Below are 15,050 nucleotides of genomic sequence, written 5' to 3' on the forward strand. Positions count from 1 at the left end.
GCCCGCCAGCTCCACCAGGATCGGCTCCGCCAGTGCGGCGTTCTCATCGGTCAGCCCGGCGATGGCGGCGCAGATGGCCTCCACCACCCCCGCCGCCAACTCACCCATGGCGAACTTCTCCCGCACCACCGGCAGGCGCGGCAGCTCCGCGCCCAGCATCAGCAGGCGGCCCGCACCGCCCACCGTCATCCCGGCGGCGGTGCGCAGCCAGGAGCGGGTGGAGGCATGCCCGTGCTGTTTGGCCTGACCGGTCGCATGCACCCGGCCGACGCGGTCGGCCAGCGCACACGTGATCCGATCGCGGGCGAACAGCAACTCCTCCGCCTCGGCCAGACAGGTGTCCACATCGTCGGGAAGCGGCGCCAACGCCAGCTCCTGCGCCACCTCACGAACAGACCCCACCACCACCCACGACGGCCGTGCACGGCGGCGGCCATCCGCGTCAGCGGCATCACCACGGGCGGCACCCGCGTCAGAAGCACCAGCGCCCTCGGCAGTCCCACGCGCGGCATCCGCGCCAGCGCCGTCCGTGCCTGGGCTGGCTGCGCTCTCGGTGCCGGGCGCGCCGGCGGGCTGCCGGGCATCAAGGCCGATGATCGGGAAGGGCTCGCGGGCGGATGAGCCGTCGGACGACCACAGCGGGGAACTGACGATCAGACGGTCCCACCACTCACCGTCGCCATCGTTCGAATGATGTAGGCGCTCAGGATCGATGTCGAACAGATCCATTGCACCCCCATCAAGAGATTCGAAAACTTGTATTAATTTTCTCGTCTCTCTGGGGCCAGCGCAAGATCAACTAGGAATCTCTTGGGATCACAGATTGGGGGGACCGTCCAGGTCACGGGGGTAGTTCGCCGCGGGTGGGGAGGCCCTGCCAGGAGCTGTGGCTGGCGACCGCGAAGGCGGCCACAGATATGCCGCGCTTGAGGCGGTCCGCCGGGTGCAGGCCGTCCAGGATCGCGCTGAGATAGCCCGCGACGAACGCGCCGCCGACCTCGGAGGGGTCGACGGAGGTCACGGGGGCGGCCTGGGTGTCGTAGCGCAGGCCCTCGACGGTGGCGCTGGCTCCCTTGGCGCCCCGGGTCACGACCAGTTCGGGCCTGGACGCGAGCGCGGGCTCCACGAGCATGAGCTCGTCCTGGGTCGCGAAGAGCACGTCGGCCGAGGCGGCGAGCTCGGTGAGCCCCTGCCGGGCCTCCTCCGCGCTCTCCCACAGGTTCGCGCGGTGGTTGACGTCCACGGAGACGAGCACGCCGGCGTCCCTGGCGATTTTGACGGCGTGGTGGACGGCGCTCCACGCGAGGCCGCTCAGCCCGAGGGTGACGCCGGTGACGTGCAGGATCCGCGCGGACTGGACGGCCTCGCCGGGCACGTCGCCGGTCGACAGGTGCGACCCGGCCGAGCCCTCCCGGTAGTGGACGGCGTGCGACGAACGGCCGATGCGCCGCTGGCGGAGGATCAGCCCGGTCGCCGCCGTCTCGTCCACCCGTACGTGGGAGACGTCGACGCCCTCGCCGCGCAGCACGGTCAGCGTCCGCATGCCGAGTTCGTCGGAGCTGACCCGGCCCAGCCAGCTCACCGTGTGGCCGAGCCGGGCCAGGCCGACCGCCGTGGTCAGCTCAGGCCCCTCCACGTCGAGACGGATGGTCATGTCATGCCGGAGCCGGTCGCCGGAGACGACGCCCAATGCCTCTCCGAGCGTGAAAACCTCGCTCATGCCGTAAGTCCGCGGGATCGCACCGGGAAAGCATGACAGAGCCTGATCCGCCCGGGAAAGCCCCGCCTCAGGCGCCGAACGCGTCCAGGGCGGCCTGGCAGAAGGCCTTCAGGTCGTCCGGCTTACGGCTGGTCACCAGTGTGTTGGGGCCGTTCGTGCAGACCACGACCTCCTGGTCCACCCAGGTCGCCCCCGCGTTGCGCAGGTCGGTCCGGAGGCTGGGCCACGAGGTCACCGTGCGCCCGCGCACCACGTCGGCCTCCACGAGGAGCCACGGCGCGTGGCAGATCGCCGCGACCGGCTTGCCCGCCTCGAAGAACTCCTTGACGAACCGAACGGCCTCCGGCCGCATGCGCAGGAAGTCGGGGTTGGCGACTCCGCCCGGGAGGACCAGGCCGTCGAAGTCGGCAGCGGAGACCTCCCCGACCACGGCGTCCACGGGAAACCTGTCGGCCTTGTCGAGGTGGTGGAACGCCTGGATCTCCCCGCGTTGCACCGAGACCAGCTTCGGCGTGCCGCCCGCCTGCTGGACGGCCTTCCACGGCTCGGTGAGCTCGACCTGCTCGACCCCCTCGGGGGCGACGAGGAACGCGATCGTCTTGTCCTGGATCATTCGATTCTCCCCTCTTTTGCTCCTTCTTGCCGTCGCGTGCCCCGATCGCCGCGATCTATGCGATCCGGTGGGTAGGGGACGGACATGCCCGTGCTGGTGGGAACCTCTGGGTGGCAGTACGCCGACTGGCGCGACCTCGTCTACGGCGGCGTGCCCCAGCGACTGTGGCTGGAGAGGTACTGCGAGATCTTCGCCACGGTCGAGAACAACAACGCCTTCTATCGGCTGCCGAAGCGGGAGACGTTCGAGTCGTGGCGGGAGCGTACGCCGCCCGACTTCGTCATGGCGGTCAAGGCCAGCCGCTTCCTGACCCACATCAAACGCCTGAAGGATCCGGAGGAGCCGGTCGCTCGGCTGATGGGCGTGGCCGAGGGCCTCGGCCCGAAGCTGGGCCCGATCCTGCTGCAACTGCCGCCGACCCTGCAGGTGGACGCCGGACGGCTGCGGGCCTGCCTGGCCCGGTTTCCGCGTGCCGTACGGGTCGCCGTCGAGCCGCGGCACGCCTCGTGGTGGACCGACGAGATCCGCTCGCTGCTGACCGAGTTCGGCGCCGCGTTGTGCTGGGCGGACCGGCTCGGCCGGCCCACCGGGCCCCTGTGGCGTACGGCCGAGTGGGTCTACCTGCGCTTCCACGAGGGAGCGGCGGAGCCGTGGCCGAACTATGGGCGGCGCGCGCTGCTGCACTGGGTGGACCGCCTGGGGGACGTGCCGGACGCCTACGTCTACTTCAACAATGATCCCGGCGCCGCCGCCGTACGCAACGCGATCACCTTCGCGGAGCTGGCCCGCGCGCGGGGACGGGACGTGAGTCGAGCCCGGCTTCCGGAGCCGACTCCTGGGCGGACCCCCGAGCCCGCCCGGTCGTGACCGGACGGGCGAGTGCCGGCCCCTGCATGACAGACGGGGCATGACAGACGGGGCATGACAGACCGGGCATGACAGACCCGGCATGACAGATCAGGCGCGGCGGTCGTCGGCCGCGTGACGCCCGCCCGCCACGAGCTGGTCGGGTGACTCCTTCTGGGCGGGTACGGAGACCCGGTTGTGCGGCGCGGTGGGACGCCCGGCCTGGTCGTCGACGCCGTCGCCGTCCCGGTCGGCTTTGGGGCTCGTCTCCAGGCGGCGCTCCAGGTCGCGCTTCTCGGCCTCCAGGCGGGACACGCGGTCCCGCTCCGCCAGGCGCGCCTCACGCTGCCGTCGGCGATTCACGGCGGCGCGGCGCATGCCGCCGGTGATGAGCAGCAGGCCGGCGACGAACACGGCGGCGGTCACGACGCCGGCGATGAACAGCTCGAACGGGCTGAGGTTGAATGTACGGTCCAGGACCGTGATCGGCATGGTGGTCGCGGTGTCGTTCACCGACACCTCGATCACAGCCGCCGCCGCGATCAGGACCAGAAGCAGGCCCAATAAGACCATCTGCGCTCACTCCCGGTGCGGTTGCGATTGGTGGACGCCCATCCGACTGCCCAGGAGAGCGGTCTTCATGTGCCGGGGGCACAACAGCGCCCCGCACCAGCGCCTCACAACACGGTCAAGGCAAAGAATGCGCGTTAACACTCTGGTTACAAACGGGCAAAAGCTACGAAATGCCAAAACGGCACTGTCGAGCGTGGCGGACGAACGCCAGGCCGCCTCGTTCGAAAGGGATCGACGTGACCTACAAGGCCGAGTACATCTGGATCGACGGCACGGAGCCGACCGCGAAGCTCCGCTCCAAGACCAAGGTCCTTGCCGACGGCGCCGAGCCGCCGCTGTGGGGCTTCGACGGGTCCAGCACCAACCAGGCCACCGGTCACTCCTCCGACCTGGTGCTCAAGCCGGTGTTCACCTGCCCCGACCCGATCCGCGGCGGTGACAACGTGCTGGTCATGTGCGAGGTCCTGCACACCGACCTGACCCCGCACGCGACGAACACCCGCGCCCCGCTGGCCGAGGTGGCCGAGCGGTTCGCCGAGCAGGACCCGTGGTTCGGCATCGAGCAGGAGTACACCTTCTTCAAGGAGGGCCGCCCGCTCGGCTTCCCGCTGGGCGGCTTCCCCGCCCCGCAGGGCGGCTACTACTGCGGTGTCGGCGCCGACGAGGTGTTCGGCCGCGAGATCGTCGAGCTGCACCTCGACCGCTGCCTGGCCGCCGGCCTGAAGCTCTCCGGCATCAACGCCGAGGTCATGCCCGGCCAGTGGGAGTTCCAGGTCGGCCCGGGGGGCCCGCTGGAGGTCGGCGACCACATGTGGGTCGCCCGCTGGCTGCTCTACCGCACCGCCGAGGAGTTCGAGGTCGCCGCCACGCTCGACCCGAAGCCGGTGAAGGGCGACTGGAACGGCGCGGGCGCGCACACCAACTTCTCCACGAAGGCCATGCGTGAGGGCTACGACCCGATCATCACGGCCTGCGAGGCCCTGGCCGACAACGCCATGGAGCACGTCAAGAACTACGGCCACGGCATCGAGGACCGCCTGACCGGCCACCACGAGACCGCTCCGTGGGACAAGTTCAGCTACGGCGTCTCCGACCGCGGCGCCTCGGTCCGCATCCCCTGGCAGGTCGAGGTGGAGAAGAAGGGCTACATCGAGGACCGCCGCCCCAACGCCAACGTCGACCCCTACGTCGTCACCCGCCTGATGGTCGACACCTGCTGCACCGCCCTGGAGAAGGCCGGCCAGGTCTGACGGTTCCCCTTCTCCCATCTCCCGTACGGCTCCCGCGTTCCGGCGCGGGAGCCGTACGCGTCTATGGCGGCGAGTCGAAGTGCCCCAAGTTGACAATGATTTTCATTTGCGGGACATTTGGAAGGGATGTTTCCCGTGTTGCACTGACTTTGATATGCCGACTTGAGGATTGGTCGTGCTCTCGCCGCTCGCCCGTAGGTTGTCGTCCGCCGCGCTGCTCGCGCTGTTCGCCCTGTCCGCCGGCGGTTGCGGCAGCGGGGACACATCCTCTTCCCCCGCCGATCCGGCCCGGCCGCTGAGGGTGGTCGCGACCACCACCCAGGTGGCCGACTTCGCCCGAAACGTCGGCGGCGACCGGGTGAGCGTCCACCAGTTGCTCAGGCCGAACGTCGACCCCCACGACTACGAGCCGTCCCCGGCGGACATGCGGGCCATCGCCGAGGCCGACGTGCTCGTCAAGAACGGGGTCGGCCTGGAGAAGTGGCTGGACGAGACGATCTCGGCCGCCGGTTTCGACGGGCCCGTGGTCGACGCCTCCCAGGGCGTGCCGATCCGCGACGGCGACCCGCACATCTGGCACAACCCCCTCAACGCCAAGACGATGGTCGCCACCATCGAGAAGGGGTTCGCCGCCGCCGACCCGGGCGACGCCGCGGCCTACCAGGCCAACCAGGCGGCGTACGACGCGAAGCTGGACGCGCTCGACGGCGCGATCGCCAAGAAGATCGACTCCATCCCGCCCGACCGGCGCAAGCTCGTGACCAACCACGACGCCTTCGGCTACTACCTCGACCGTTACAAGCTGACGTTCGTGGGCTCGATCATTCCGAGCTTCGACACCTCGGCGGAGCTGTCCGCCAAGCAGGTGTCCGACCTCGTCGCCAAGATCAGGGCGACCGGGGTGGCCGCCATCTTCTCGGAGGCGTCGCTGCCGCCGAAGACGGCCGAGGCGATCGGGCGCGAGGCCGGGGTGACGGTCGTGGCCGGAGAAGACGCCCTGTACGGCGACTCTCTGGGCCCCGAAGGGTCGGCCGGTGCGACCTACCTGCAGATGGAGGAGCACAATACCGACACCATCGTCAACGCGTTGAGGGGGACCGCCGCATGAGTGAGCGCGCGCCGACCCTGGTGCTCGACCGGGCGAGCGTGGCCTACGGCGACGTCCCGGTGCTGGAGGAACTGAACGGCGTCGTCCACGAGGGCGAGGCCGTGGCGCTGATCGGCCCGAACGGCGCCGGCAAGTCCACGTTCATCAAGGCGCTGCTCGGCCTGGTGCCGGTCGTACGCGGCAGGATCGAGGTGCTGGGCAGACCCCCGGCGCAGGCCCGCCGCGACGTCGCCTACGTGCCGCAGGCCGACACGCTCGACCCGGACTTCCCGGTGTCGGTCGAGCAGGTGGTGATGATGGGCCGATATCGGCGGATCGGCTGGCTGCGCCGCCCCTCCGCGGGCGACCGGGCCGAGGTGGCCGACGCCCTGGAGCGGGTCGGGCTGGCAGGGCGGGCCCGCGACCGGTTCGGCACGCTGTCGGGCGGGCAGCGCCAGCGGGTGCTGCTGGCCAGGGCCATCGCCGCCAAGCCGCGGATGCTGCTGCTCGACGAGCCGTTCAACGGCGTCGACGCGGTCAGCCAGCACGCGTTGCTGGAGGCGATCGGCTCGCTCAAGGCGCAGGGCGCCTCGGTCGTCGTCAGCACCCACGACCTCGCCATCGCCCACCTCGCCTGTGACGAGGTGTGCCTGCTCAACCGGCACCAGTTCGGCTTCGGCCCGACCGGTGACGTGCTGACGCCCGAGCGGCTGCGCGCGACGTACGGCGGGCACGCGCTCGAACTGCGCGGCGACCGCGTGATCGTGACCCAGACATGATGTTCTTCGAGCCGTTCCAGCTGCCCTTCATGGCGCGGGCGCTGATCGAACTGGTCATCCTCGGCGCGCTCGCGGGCACGGTCGGCGTGCTGGTGCTGCTGCGCCGGCTCGCCTTCGTGAGCGACACCCTGACGCACACCGTCTTCCCCGGCGTGGTCATCGGCCACATCATGGCCGGTGACGGCGGCATCTTCTGGGGCGCGCTGGCCGCCGGGGTCGTCACGGCCGTCCTGCTCACGCTGCTCACCCAGCGCCGCAGGGTGAGCGAGGACGCCGCGCTCGCCATGCTGCTGACCACGCTGTTCGCGGTCGGCGTCGTCATCGTGTCGCGGCAGACCGGCTTCACCTCCGACCTCACGGCGTTCCTGTTCGGGCGGGTGCTGACGGTCACCGAGGCGCAGCTCGCGCAGACCGCCGTCGTGACGGTCGTGGTGGTGGCGTTGCTGGCGGTGCTGCGTCGGCCGCTGCTGCTGCGGGCCTTCGACCCCGAGGGCGCCCAGGCGGCCGGGGTGCGCGTCGGCCTGCTCGACCTGGTGCTGAACGTCGCGGTCGCGCTGGTGGTCGTGGCCGCCGTGAAGGCGGTCGGCACGATCCTCGTGATCGCGCTGCTCATCGTGCCGGCCGCGGCGGCCCGCAGCCTGTCGGACCGGCTCGCGGTGATCGTGCCGCTGGCCTGTCTCGTCGGCGCGGGCGCCGGGTGGCTGGGGCTGGTCGTGAGCTACGAGGCGTCGGTCGGGCACGGCGTCAGGCTCGCCTCCGGCGCGACCGTGGTGCTCGTGCTGGTGGCGATGTACGGCCTGGCCCACGCAGCGGCGTACGTCCGCAGGAAGGCGGGCCTGAGCCGGGCCCGCCGCCGGTCGGTCCTGGAGGCGGCGTGAGCTGGCTCGACTCCACCGTCCACCGGGCCCTCGTGGAGGCCGTCCTGGTCGGCGCGCTGGGAGGGGTGGTCGGGGTCTTCGTGATCGCGCGGCGGCTGCCGTTCTTCACGATGGCCCTCACGCACGCGACGTTCCCCGGCATCGTCGTCGCCGCCCTGCTCGGGGTGAACCTCTACCTCGGCGGCGGGCTGTTCGGGCTGCTGGTGGTCGCCGCCGTCCTCGCGTTCGGCCGGGGCCGCGGGCAGGACTTCACCACGGCCACCGGCATCGCACTGTCGGGCGGCTTCGCGCTCGGTGTGGTGCTGGTGTCGTCTCAGGACGGCTTCACCAAGGACCTGGCGGCCTACACGGTGGGCGACGTCCTCGCCGTCGGCACGGGCGACCTGGTGGCGACCACCGCCGTCGCGGCGGGCGTGCTGCTCGTGCTCGCCCTGGTGGGGAAGGAACTGCTGCTCGCGGCGTTCGACCCGGTGGGGGCGGCGGCGCTCGGGCTGCCCCTCGTGCTGCTCGACTTCGCGCTGCTCGCGGTCGTCGAGGTGACCGTCGTCGCCACCGTGCCCGCGCTGGGGACGATCCTCGCCGTGGCGCTGATCGTGGGCCCGGCCGCGACCGCCCGCCTGCTCACCGACAGGCTCGCGCCGCTGTTCCCGCTCGCCGCCGGGATCGGGATCGCGTGCGCCCTCGCGGGCGTGTGGGTCTCCACGCAGTGGAACGTCGCGACCGGGGCGTCCATCGCCCTGTTCGTGGGCCTGGTGTTCGGGGCGGTCTTCCTCGGCACCGCCGTACGCGACCGGGCCAGACGCGCCGTCGCCGTCAGGGCTTGATCGTCAGTGCTCGATCGTCAGTGCTCGATCGTCAGGGCGTGAGCAGCACTTTGATCGCGCCGTCCTCCTTCTTCTGGAAGATCTCGTAGCCGTGCGGGGCCTGGTCGAGCGGCAGGCGGTGCGTCGCCAGGTCCTCGATCCCCAGGGGATCGCCGTCGCCGGTCACCAGCGGCATGAGGTCGTCTATCCACCGCTTGACGTGCGCCTGGCCCATCCTGAGCGTGACGCCCTTGTCGAACAGCTGCAGCATGGGCATGGGGTCGGTCATCCCGCCGTACACCCCGCTGATCGAGATCGTGCCGCCGCGGCGCACGGTCTCGAAGGCGTCCTGAAGGGCGGCGAGCCGGTCGAGGCCGGCGCGGGTCATCATGGCCGCGGCGACCTTGTCGGGCAGCATGCCGGTGACCGTCTGGGCGAGCTTGCCCAGGGTGTAGCCGTGCGCCTCCATGCCGACGGCGTCGATGACCGAGTCGGTGCCCCGGCCCCCGGTCATCGACCGGATCGCCTCGGGCACCTCGTCGGTCTCGTTCCCGTCGATCACCTCGATGCCGTGCCTGCGGGCCATCTCCAGGCGTTCGGGCACGATGTCCACGCCGATCACGCGGTAGCCGCGGTGGCGGGCGATACGGGAGGACATCTGCCCGATCGGGCCGAGGCCGAAGATCGTGACGCTGCCGCCGTCCGGCACCTCGGCCCACTCGACGGCCTGCCATGAGGTGGGCAGCACGTCGGAGAGGTAGACGAACCGCTCGTCCGGCGGCCCCTCCGGCACCTTGATCGGCCCGAAGTGCGCCTGCGGGACGCGCAGAAATTCCGCCTGGCCGCCGGGCACCTCGCCGTACAGCTTGGAGTAGCCGAAGAGTGCGGCTCCGGTGTCGTACTCGCGGACCTGAGTGGTCTCACACTGCGCGTACAACGCGCGGTCGCACATGAAGCAGTGGCCGCACGAGATGTTGAACGGGATCACCACGCGGTCGCCGGGCGCGATGTGGGTGACCTCCGCGCCGACCTCCTCCACGATGCCCATCGGCTCGTGGCCGAGGACGTCGCCCTCGCCCATGAACGGGCCGAGCACCTCGTAGAGGTGCAGATCGGACCCGCAGATCCCGGTCGTGGTGACCCGGATGATCGCGTCCGTGGGCTCCTTGATGGCCGGGTCGGGGACCTGCTCCACCCGGACGTCGCGCTTGCCGTGCCAGGTAAGTGCCTTCATAGGTTCCCCGGTGCCCTGCTTCCGACCGGAGAAACGGCGCACTCCGGGATATTCCGGACCGGGACCAGGGCGGGATCAGAGATGCAGCATGCTGCCCTGCTCGTCCACCTGATCGGCGCTGTCGTCGTCGAACCACAGGCCGCCCGTGGCGAGGTAGCGGAACCGGTACGCGCCGGGCGGGAGGATCACCGACACCGTGCGGGTGCCGTTCCTACGTCGCAGCAGTTCGTGGCGGCCGGGCAGCCAGTCGTTGAAGTCGCCCACCACGCTGACCGTCCCCGAGGGCTCGTCAACGGGCAGGGTGAAGGTGACGCGGGTCTTCTGCCCGAACAACCTGGTGCGTTTGAGCATGCCGCACATCCTGACGTATTGCCCCTAAAGGAAGAAACAAGTACACGCAGGACGTAACACAATATTCACGGCCTTTTCAGGGCGTGCGGCCGACCCCGCAGAGGAACCACGTGGGCAGGTGACGGCCGGCCTGCCGGGCGAGCAGGTTCTCGTCATCGGGCCGCCACTCGTCCAGCGGCACGAGGCCCGGCTCGACGAGCCGGAAGCCGCCGAACAGCTCGTGGACCTGCTCGCGGCTCCGCAGCGTGACACCGCTGCCGGCCTGCCGGTAGACGGCCGCCCCCTCGCGGGCGTCGCCGGCCCGTTCCTCGTCGGTGACGTGGGACAGCACGAGGTGGCTTCCGGGGGCGACGCACTCCCTGAGGCGGGCGACGAGCTCGGCCGGCTTGTCGTCGTCGGGCAGGAAGTGGACCACGGCCACGAGCAGGACGGCGACCGGCTCCGAGAGGTCGATCAGCGACCGCAGCTCCGGATCGGCCAGGATCTCCTCGGGGCGCCGCAGGTCTCCCTGCACGGTGACGGTGGTGTCGGCGGTGCCCGACAGCAGCGCCCGGGAGTGCGCGAGCACGACGGGGTCGTTGTCCACGTACGCCACCCGGACGCCCGGGTCCATCTCGTGCGCCACCTCGTGGACGCTGCCCTCGGTCGGCAGCCCGGTGCCGATGTCCACGAACTGCCGGATCCCGGCCTCGGCCACCAGATGGCGTACGGCCCGGCGCAGGAATGCGCGGTTGCGGCGGGCCAGCGCGGGGGCCTCGGGCGCGGCCTTCATGACCCGCTCCGCGGCCTCCCTGTCGGCCGCGAAGTTGTCCTTTCCGCCGAGAAAATAGTTGTACATGCGGGCGGGATTGGGGACGCCCGCATCGATACCGGCCGGCGGCGCGTCATCAGCCACGCAATGTCTCCTCACTCGCGTAGTAAAGAGGACTTGGTGCGAGCATAAGGGTCGCCGAGGGAAAACCGAACGAAAAACGCCATAACCCTGTGACTCCACTTTTTCGCCGGATTTCCGTGCGCCAATGCGAGACACGCCACGGGCAGCGGCAGAAGGACAAGCCACAGCCGGTGGGCCACCGGCCACTGCGGGTCGTCCTGCAGCGGCCACAGCCACAGCTCGGCGGTCAGGAAGAGCGTGACGGCGAGCAGCGCGAACTGGGCCGCCGTGCCCGCGAGGGCCGCAGAACGCCCGTGCCGGGGCCGCAGCCGTACGGCGACGGCGGCGCCGGACAGCCCGGTGAGCACGCAGGCGGCGGCCTCGAGCGCCAGGTCGCCGGCGAGCAACGGAGAGTCCTGGGGCAGGAAGACGACGATCAGCGCGAGGGTCGTGCCCCAGGCCGCGAGGGCGGCCCCGGCGGCGAGAGCGGTGCGCAGCCACATGCGCAGCCACCTCGGCACAGGCGTGGCGAGCGTGCCGTATGCCATCGGATCGACGAGAGCGAACCCCGCCGTCGCGCCCATCGCCCCGGCCGACAGCCGTGACAGGACCACGGCATCGCAGCTCACCACCGCGCCACGGGTGAGGGCGGCGATGACGACCACGGCCGTGGACGCGAGCCAGGTCCAGGCGAGCGGCGCCCAGTCGACCGCCCGCAGGAGCGGGCGGACGAGGATCGGTGCCGTACAGATCATGAGCAGTCCTTCCCGTCGCCGGGGTCGGGGGTGAGGCCGAGCAGCGGAAGCGCCTGCTCGACCGTGGTCTTCGGATCCATGAGCGTCGCCCAGTGGGCCCACACCCGCGACCTGGCGTCCGGGCGCGCGAGCAGGCGCTCGGCGTACCGGTAGAGGCGCTCGGCGGCGGGCCGCTCGGAGTCCTTCGTCTGTGCCCAGGACGAGGCGGCGACACGTACCGGCCCGGCCTGGCCGCCCAGCCACAGGGCGACGAGCGTGCGCGCCCGTCCCCATTCGGCGCATCCGGGCGTGCCCGCACGAACGAAGATGCCGGAGGCTCATCGTCTCCCGTCCCTGGCCATTGGAGACGCCGCCGATCCGCTGCCTGATCTCGGGCACCCCGGCACGCCGGGCGGGTGGGACCGCGGCGACCACGGGCCGCACCGCGCGCGCCCAGAGCGGGATCCACGCCTCGTAGCCCGGATAGGCGCAGTAACGCACCCCCTCGACGTCCCGGCAGCGCTGGGTCTCGGCGGTGGACCACCGCGCCAGCCTCTCCTGTGGCACCGCTTCGTGCGTGCCGGCGGTCGCGGCGGCCCCCGTGGGCACCGCGACCGCCAGCCCGGCCAGCGCCGCGAGCACGCGCCGGGGACGCGGGCCGAACCGGGCCATCCCCAGGGCGGCGACCAGCGGGATCAGCACGAGGAGGTAGACCAGATGGGCCCCCGAGGGCCGCGGGTTGATCTCCACGGGCAGGTCGTGGTGCAGGATCACCGGAAGCAGCGCCGCCCAGGAACCACCCGACCTGGACAGCTCCACGGGCGTCGCGACCGCGAAGAGCACGATGGGCCCGGCGGCCGGTCCGGGGAGCCACCGGCCCACGGCGACGCCGAGGACGCCGCAGAGCGCCGCTGCGACCGGCCCGGTCAGCGACTCCCACGGATCGAAGCGGCCCGCCGGGTGCGCGGGCAGCAGGCTCACCAGGTGGACCGCCGTGGCCGCGCAGGCCGTCGCGGCGGCGATCACGGGAGCGGCGACCAGCAGCGCCCGGGTCCTGGCCGGGGCCCGGACCGGCAGCGCCCCGATGGTCTCCGGCATGCCGTGCCGCCGCTCCCGGTTCGCGGCGAGGTTCGCCGCCAGCAGCGCGCCCGCACCCACGAGCAGGCAGCCGTACGCCGTGTCGATCGTCACCTCCGGCCAGGCGGGCGCGCGGGACCACGTCTGCCACACGCGCAGCGCGACCATGAGCACCGCGGCTCCCCAGACCAGCGGGTTGCGCAGCAGGCGGACGGCCTCTAACCCGGCCAGGCTCATGCCGCCTCCTCGGTCCGGCCGACGAGGAGCAGGTAGCCGCCCTCCACCGTCGGCTCGGCCGGGACGGCGTCCGCCGGAGCCTCGCCGATCGTGCGGTAGCGCCCGTCGGCCGTGCGCCAGAAGAGCCCGCCGGGCCCCGGACGGTGGTCGCCGAGGCTCACCCGGCCGGCGGCGACGGCGGCGAGCCCTGCGGGGGTGCCGTCGAACAGGATCCGCCCGCCGTCCATCACGACCACCCGCTCGCACAGCGCCGCGACGTCCTCCGTCTGGTGCGTGGACAGCAGGACCGTACGGCTCTCGCCCAGACGGGAGACCAGGGCGCGCAGCCGCAGCCGCTGCTCCGGGTCGAGGCCGACCGTCGGCTCGTCGAGGACGAGCAGGTCGGGCCCGCCCAGCAGGGCCTGGGCGAGCGCGAGCCGCTGCCGCATGCCGCCCGACAGCTTGCGCACCTTCGTTCGCGCCCGGTCGGTGAGGCCGACCTCGGTGAGCGCCCGCGTCACCTCGCGGTGCCGTTCGCGCCGGTCGGTCATCTCCTTGAGGATCGCGACGTAGTCGAGCGTCTCGAAGGCGGTGAAGTGGGGATAGAACCCCGGATCCTGCGGCAGGTAGCCGAGGCGCCGGCGCACGCCGAGCCGCCCGGACGCCGTGGCCGGATCGAGGCCGAGCACGCGCAGCTCCCCGGCGTCGGGCGCGAGCGTCGTGGCCAGGCAGCGCAGCAACGTCGTCTTTCCGGCGCCGTTCGGGCCGAGCAGGCCCGTCACGCCGGTGCCGAACGCGATGTCGAGGCCGTCGAGCACGGACCTGCGGCCGTATCGCTTGCGCAGGCCGCGCACCGTAACGATGGGGGTCATCGGGGCTCCGCGGGGTCGAGGCGATGGCGCCGGACGTACAGGACGAGGGTGAGCAGCGCCACGGCGCAGCCGTAGAGCACCTGCGCGGCGGGCCGGAACGGCAGCGCGCGGTCGTCCGTCACCGCTCCGACCGCCGTCACGACCGCGACCCAGCCGCCGCCCAGGGTCACGGCGGCGACAGGCAGCGGCACCCGCGTGGCCAGTGCCAGGCAGCCCGAGGTCATCGCCAGCGCGGGGAGCAGCCAGGCCCAGGCGACGGACGGCAGGGCCACGGACTGCACTGCGACGGACTGCACTGCGACGGACGGCAGCAGCGGGACGGCCAGCGCGGTCAGCGCGAGTGCCGTCAGGAGCACGGCCGTCGAGCGCACCAGCAGCAGCGGCGCTCCCGCCATGGGCGTGGCCGCGTACGTCTCGTGGGCGGGGTCGATCCTGCGGCCGTACGCGAGCGCGATGCCCGCCGTCGGCAGCACGGGGGCCAGGGTGAGGAACGCCAGGAAACCATGGTCGGCCAGGTGCGCGGCCGCCACCGCGAAGCCGAGGGCGACCGCGACGGCCGCCGCCCAGGCGCGGCTCAGCGCGGGCGTCGCGGCGAGCAGCCGGGCCAGGTGCCCGGGAACCCGGGCGGCGCGCAGCAGCCGCTCCGTCAGCGGCGGCGCGGGGGCGGCGACCTCCGCCGTGATCCGCTCCCACGACATGGCCAGCCACGCGGCGTCGGCGGGCACCGCCGTACGGCACCGGGCGCGGCGGCGGCGATCCAGCGACCACCGGGACGTCTGAGCGCGGACGCCAGGCGGCGCACGGCGATCGTCCAGATCCACGCGGCGGCGTCGTCGCCCTGGGGCGCGTAGCGGCGCGCTCCGCGCCAGACCGCGACGAACGTGTCCTGGATCGCGTCGTCCACGAGGTCGGGGTCGGCGCACCTGCGCAGCAGGCGGGCGCGCAGCCAGGGCGCGTGCCGGTCGTGCAGCAGCCGCAGCGCCTCCACGCGTGCCGCCGCCACCGCCGCCACCGCCGCCATCAGCTCGTGGTCGCCGCTGGACGGGCTCACGGGCGGCGGATGCGGGCGTCTCCCGGGGAGCCGCAGAGGGAAGGGGCGCATGTCTCGTCTATCGCGCCGTGCGCGCCGATCGGTTCACACCG

17 protein-coding genes are annotated in these 15,050 nt (G+C 72.0%); 6 read left to right on the top strand and 11 right to left on the bottom strand.

Going from position 1 to position 15,050, the window contains the following annotated elements:
- From FLX08_RS21570 to FLX08_RS21580, 3 genes are all read right to left on the bottom strand, one after another.
- The coding region (locus FLX08_RS21570; protein WP_208761572.1) for a hypothetical protein at positions 1 to 729 on the bottom strand (729 nt) is incomplete at its 3' end.
- Between the two features lie 112 nt (positions 730 to 841).
- Positions 842 to 1,720, bottom strand: coding sequence for a sugar kinase (locus FLX08_RS21575; protein WP_142620698.1), 879 nt, complete (start codon positions 1,718 to 1,720; stop codon positions 842 to 844).
- Between the two features lie 67 nt (positions 1,721 to 1,787).
- Positions 1,788 to 2,333: a type 1 glutamine amidotransferase domain-containing protein gene (locus FLX08_RS21580; protein WP_142620699.1), complete on the bottom strand. Its 546-nt coding sequence runs from the start codon at positions 2,331 to 2,333 to the stop codon at positions 1,788 to 1,790.
- Positions 2,334 to 2,417: 84 nt separating this feature from the next.
- On the opposite strand from FLX08_RS21580, the gene FLX08_RS21585 reads away from it, so the two are divergent.
- Positions 2,418 to 3,200 (top strand): DUF72 domain-containing protein, encoded by a 783-nt coding sequence (locus tag FLX08_RS21585; RefSeq protein WP_142620700.1) that lies wholly within the window; start codon positions 2,418 to 2,420, stop codon positions 3,198 to 3,200.
- Between the two features lie 90 nt (positions 3,201 to 3,290).
- Here the strand turns inward: FLX08_RS21585 and FLX08_RS21590 are convergent, their stop codons facing one another.
- Positions 3,291 to 3,752, bottom strand: coding sequence for a hypothetical protein (locus FLX08_RS21590; RefSeq protein ID WP_142620701.1), 462 nt, complete (start codon positions 3,750 to 3,752; stop codon positions 3,291 to 3,293).
- Positions 3,753 to 3,988: 236 nt separating this feature from the next.
- Between FLX08_RS21590 and glnII the strand changes: the two genes are divergently transcribed.
- The 5 genes from glnII to FLX08_RS21615 all read left to right on the top strand — a co-directional run bounded on the left by glnII (position 3,989) and on the right by FLX08_RS21615 (position 8,570).
- On the top strand, positions 3,989 to 5,002 hold the full coding sequence (glnII, locus tag FLX08_RS21595; protein WP_142620702.1) for a glutamine synthetase: 1,014 nt from the start codon (positions 3,989 to 3,991) through the stop codon (positions 5,000 to 5,002).
- Positions 5,003 to 5,177: 175 nt separating this feature from the next.
- Positions 5,178 to 6,110 (top strand): metal ABC transporter substrate-binding protein, encoded by a 933-nt coding sequence (locus tag FLX08_RS21600; protein WP_208761573.1) that lies wholly within the window; start codon positions 5,178 to 5,180, stop codon positions 6,108 to 6,110.
- Positions 6,107 to 6,868: a metal ABC transporter ATP-binding protein gene (locus FLX08_RS21605; RefSeq protein ID WP_142620703.1), complete on the top strand. Its 762-nt coding sequence runs from the start codon at positions 6,107 to 6,109 to the stop codon at positions 6,866 to 6,868. The genes FLX08_RS21600 and FLX08_RS21605 overlap by 4 nt, the downstream gene beginning before the upstream one ends.
- On the top strand, positions 6,865 to 7,746 hold the full coding sequence (locus FLX08_RS21610) for a metal ABC transporter permease (RefSeq protein ID WP_142620704.1): 882 nt from the start codon (positions 6,865 to 6,867) through the stop codon (positions 7,744 to 7,746). The genes FLX08_RS21605 and FLX08_RS21610 overlap by 4 nt, the downstream gene beginning before the upstream one ends.
- On the top strand, positions 7,743 to 8,570 hold the full coding sequence (locus FLX08_RS21615; protein WP_142620705.1) for a metal ABC transporter permease: 828 nt from the start codon (positions 7,743 to 7,745) through the stop codon (positions 8,568 to 8,570). The genes FLX08_RS21610 and FLX08_RS21615 overlap by 4 nt, the downstream gene beginning before the upstream one ends.
- A 31-nt stretch (positions 8,571 to 8,601) precedes the next feature.
- Here the strand turns inward: FLX08_RS21615 and FLX08_RS21620 are convergent, their stop codons facing one another.
- From FLX08_RS21620 to FLX08_RS21650, 7 genes are all read right to left on the bottom strand, one after another.
- Positions 8,602 to 9,783, bottom strand: coding sequence for a zinc-dependent alcohol dehydrogenase (locus FLX08_RS21620; protein WP_142620706.1), 1,182 nt, complete (start codon positions 9,781 to 9,783; stop codon positions 8,602 to 8,604).
- 75 nt (positions 9,784 to 9,858) lie between these two features.
- Positions 9,859 to 10,134 carry an isoamylase early set domain-containing protein gene (locus tag FLX08_RS21625; protein ID WP_142620707.1) on the bottom strand — a complete coding sequence of 92 codons (276 nt, stop codon included), beginning with the start codon at positions 10,132 to 10,134 and terminating at the stop codon, positions 9,859 to 9,861.
- A 76-nt stretch (positions 10,135 to 10,210) separates the two neighbouring features.
- Positions 10,211 to 11,029 carry an SAM-dependent methyltransferase gene (locus FLX08_RS21630; RefSeq protein ID WP_208761574.1) on the bottom strand — a complete coding sequence of 273 codons (819 nt, stop codon included), beginning with the start codon at positions 11,027 to 11,029 and terminating at the stop codon, positions 10,211 to 10,213.
- An 11-nt stretch (positions 11,030 to 11,040) separates the two neighbouring features.
- Complete coding sequence (locus FLX08_RS21635; protein WP_142620708.1) at positions 11,041 to 13,056, bottom strand: hypothetical protein; 2,016 nt, start codon at positions 13,054 to 13,056, stop codon at positions 11,041 to 11,043.
- A complete protein-coding gene (locus FLX08_RS21640; RefSeq protein WP_142620709.1) occupies positions 13,053 to 13,907 on the bottom strand; it encodes an ABC transporter ATP-binding protein in 855 nt (284 codons plus the stop codon). The genes FLX08_RS21635 and FLX08_RS21640 overlap by 4 nt, the downstream gene beginning before the upstream one ends.
- Positions 13,904 to 14,632 carry a zf-HC2 domain-containing protein gene (locus FLX08_RS21645; protein WP_142620710.1) on the bottom strand — a complete coding sequence of 243 codons (729 nt, stop codon included), beginning with the start codon at positions 14,630 to 14,632 and terminating at the stop codon, positions 13,904 to 13,906. Before FLX08_RS21645 ends, FLX08_RS21640 begins: the two co-directional genes overlap by 4 nt.
- Positions 14,554 to 14,958, bottom strand: coding sequence for an RNA polymerase sigma factor (locus FLX08_RS21650; protein ID WP_244312799.1), 405 nt, complete (start codon positions 14,956 to 14,958; stop codon positions 14,554 to 14,556). Before FLX08_RS21650 ends, FLX08_RS21645 begins: the two co-directional genes overlap by 79 nt.
- Between the last annotated feature and the right edge of the window lie 92 nt (positions 14,959 to 15,050).

This window comes from Microbispora hainanensis (assembly GCF_006874475.1).
GTDB classification, from domain to species: Bacteria; Actinomycetota; Actinomycetes; order Streptosporangiales; family Streptosporangiaceae; genus Microbispora; species Microbispora hainanensis.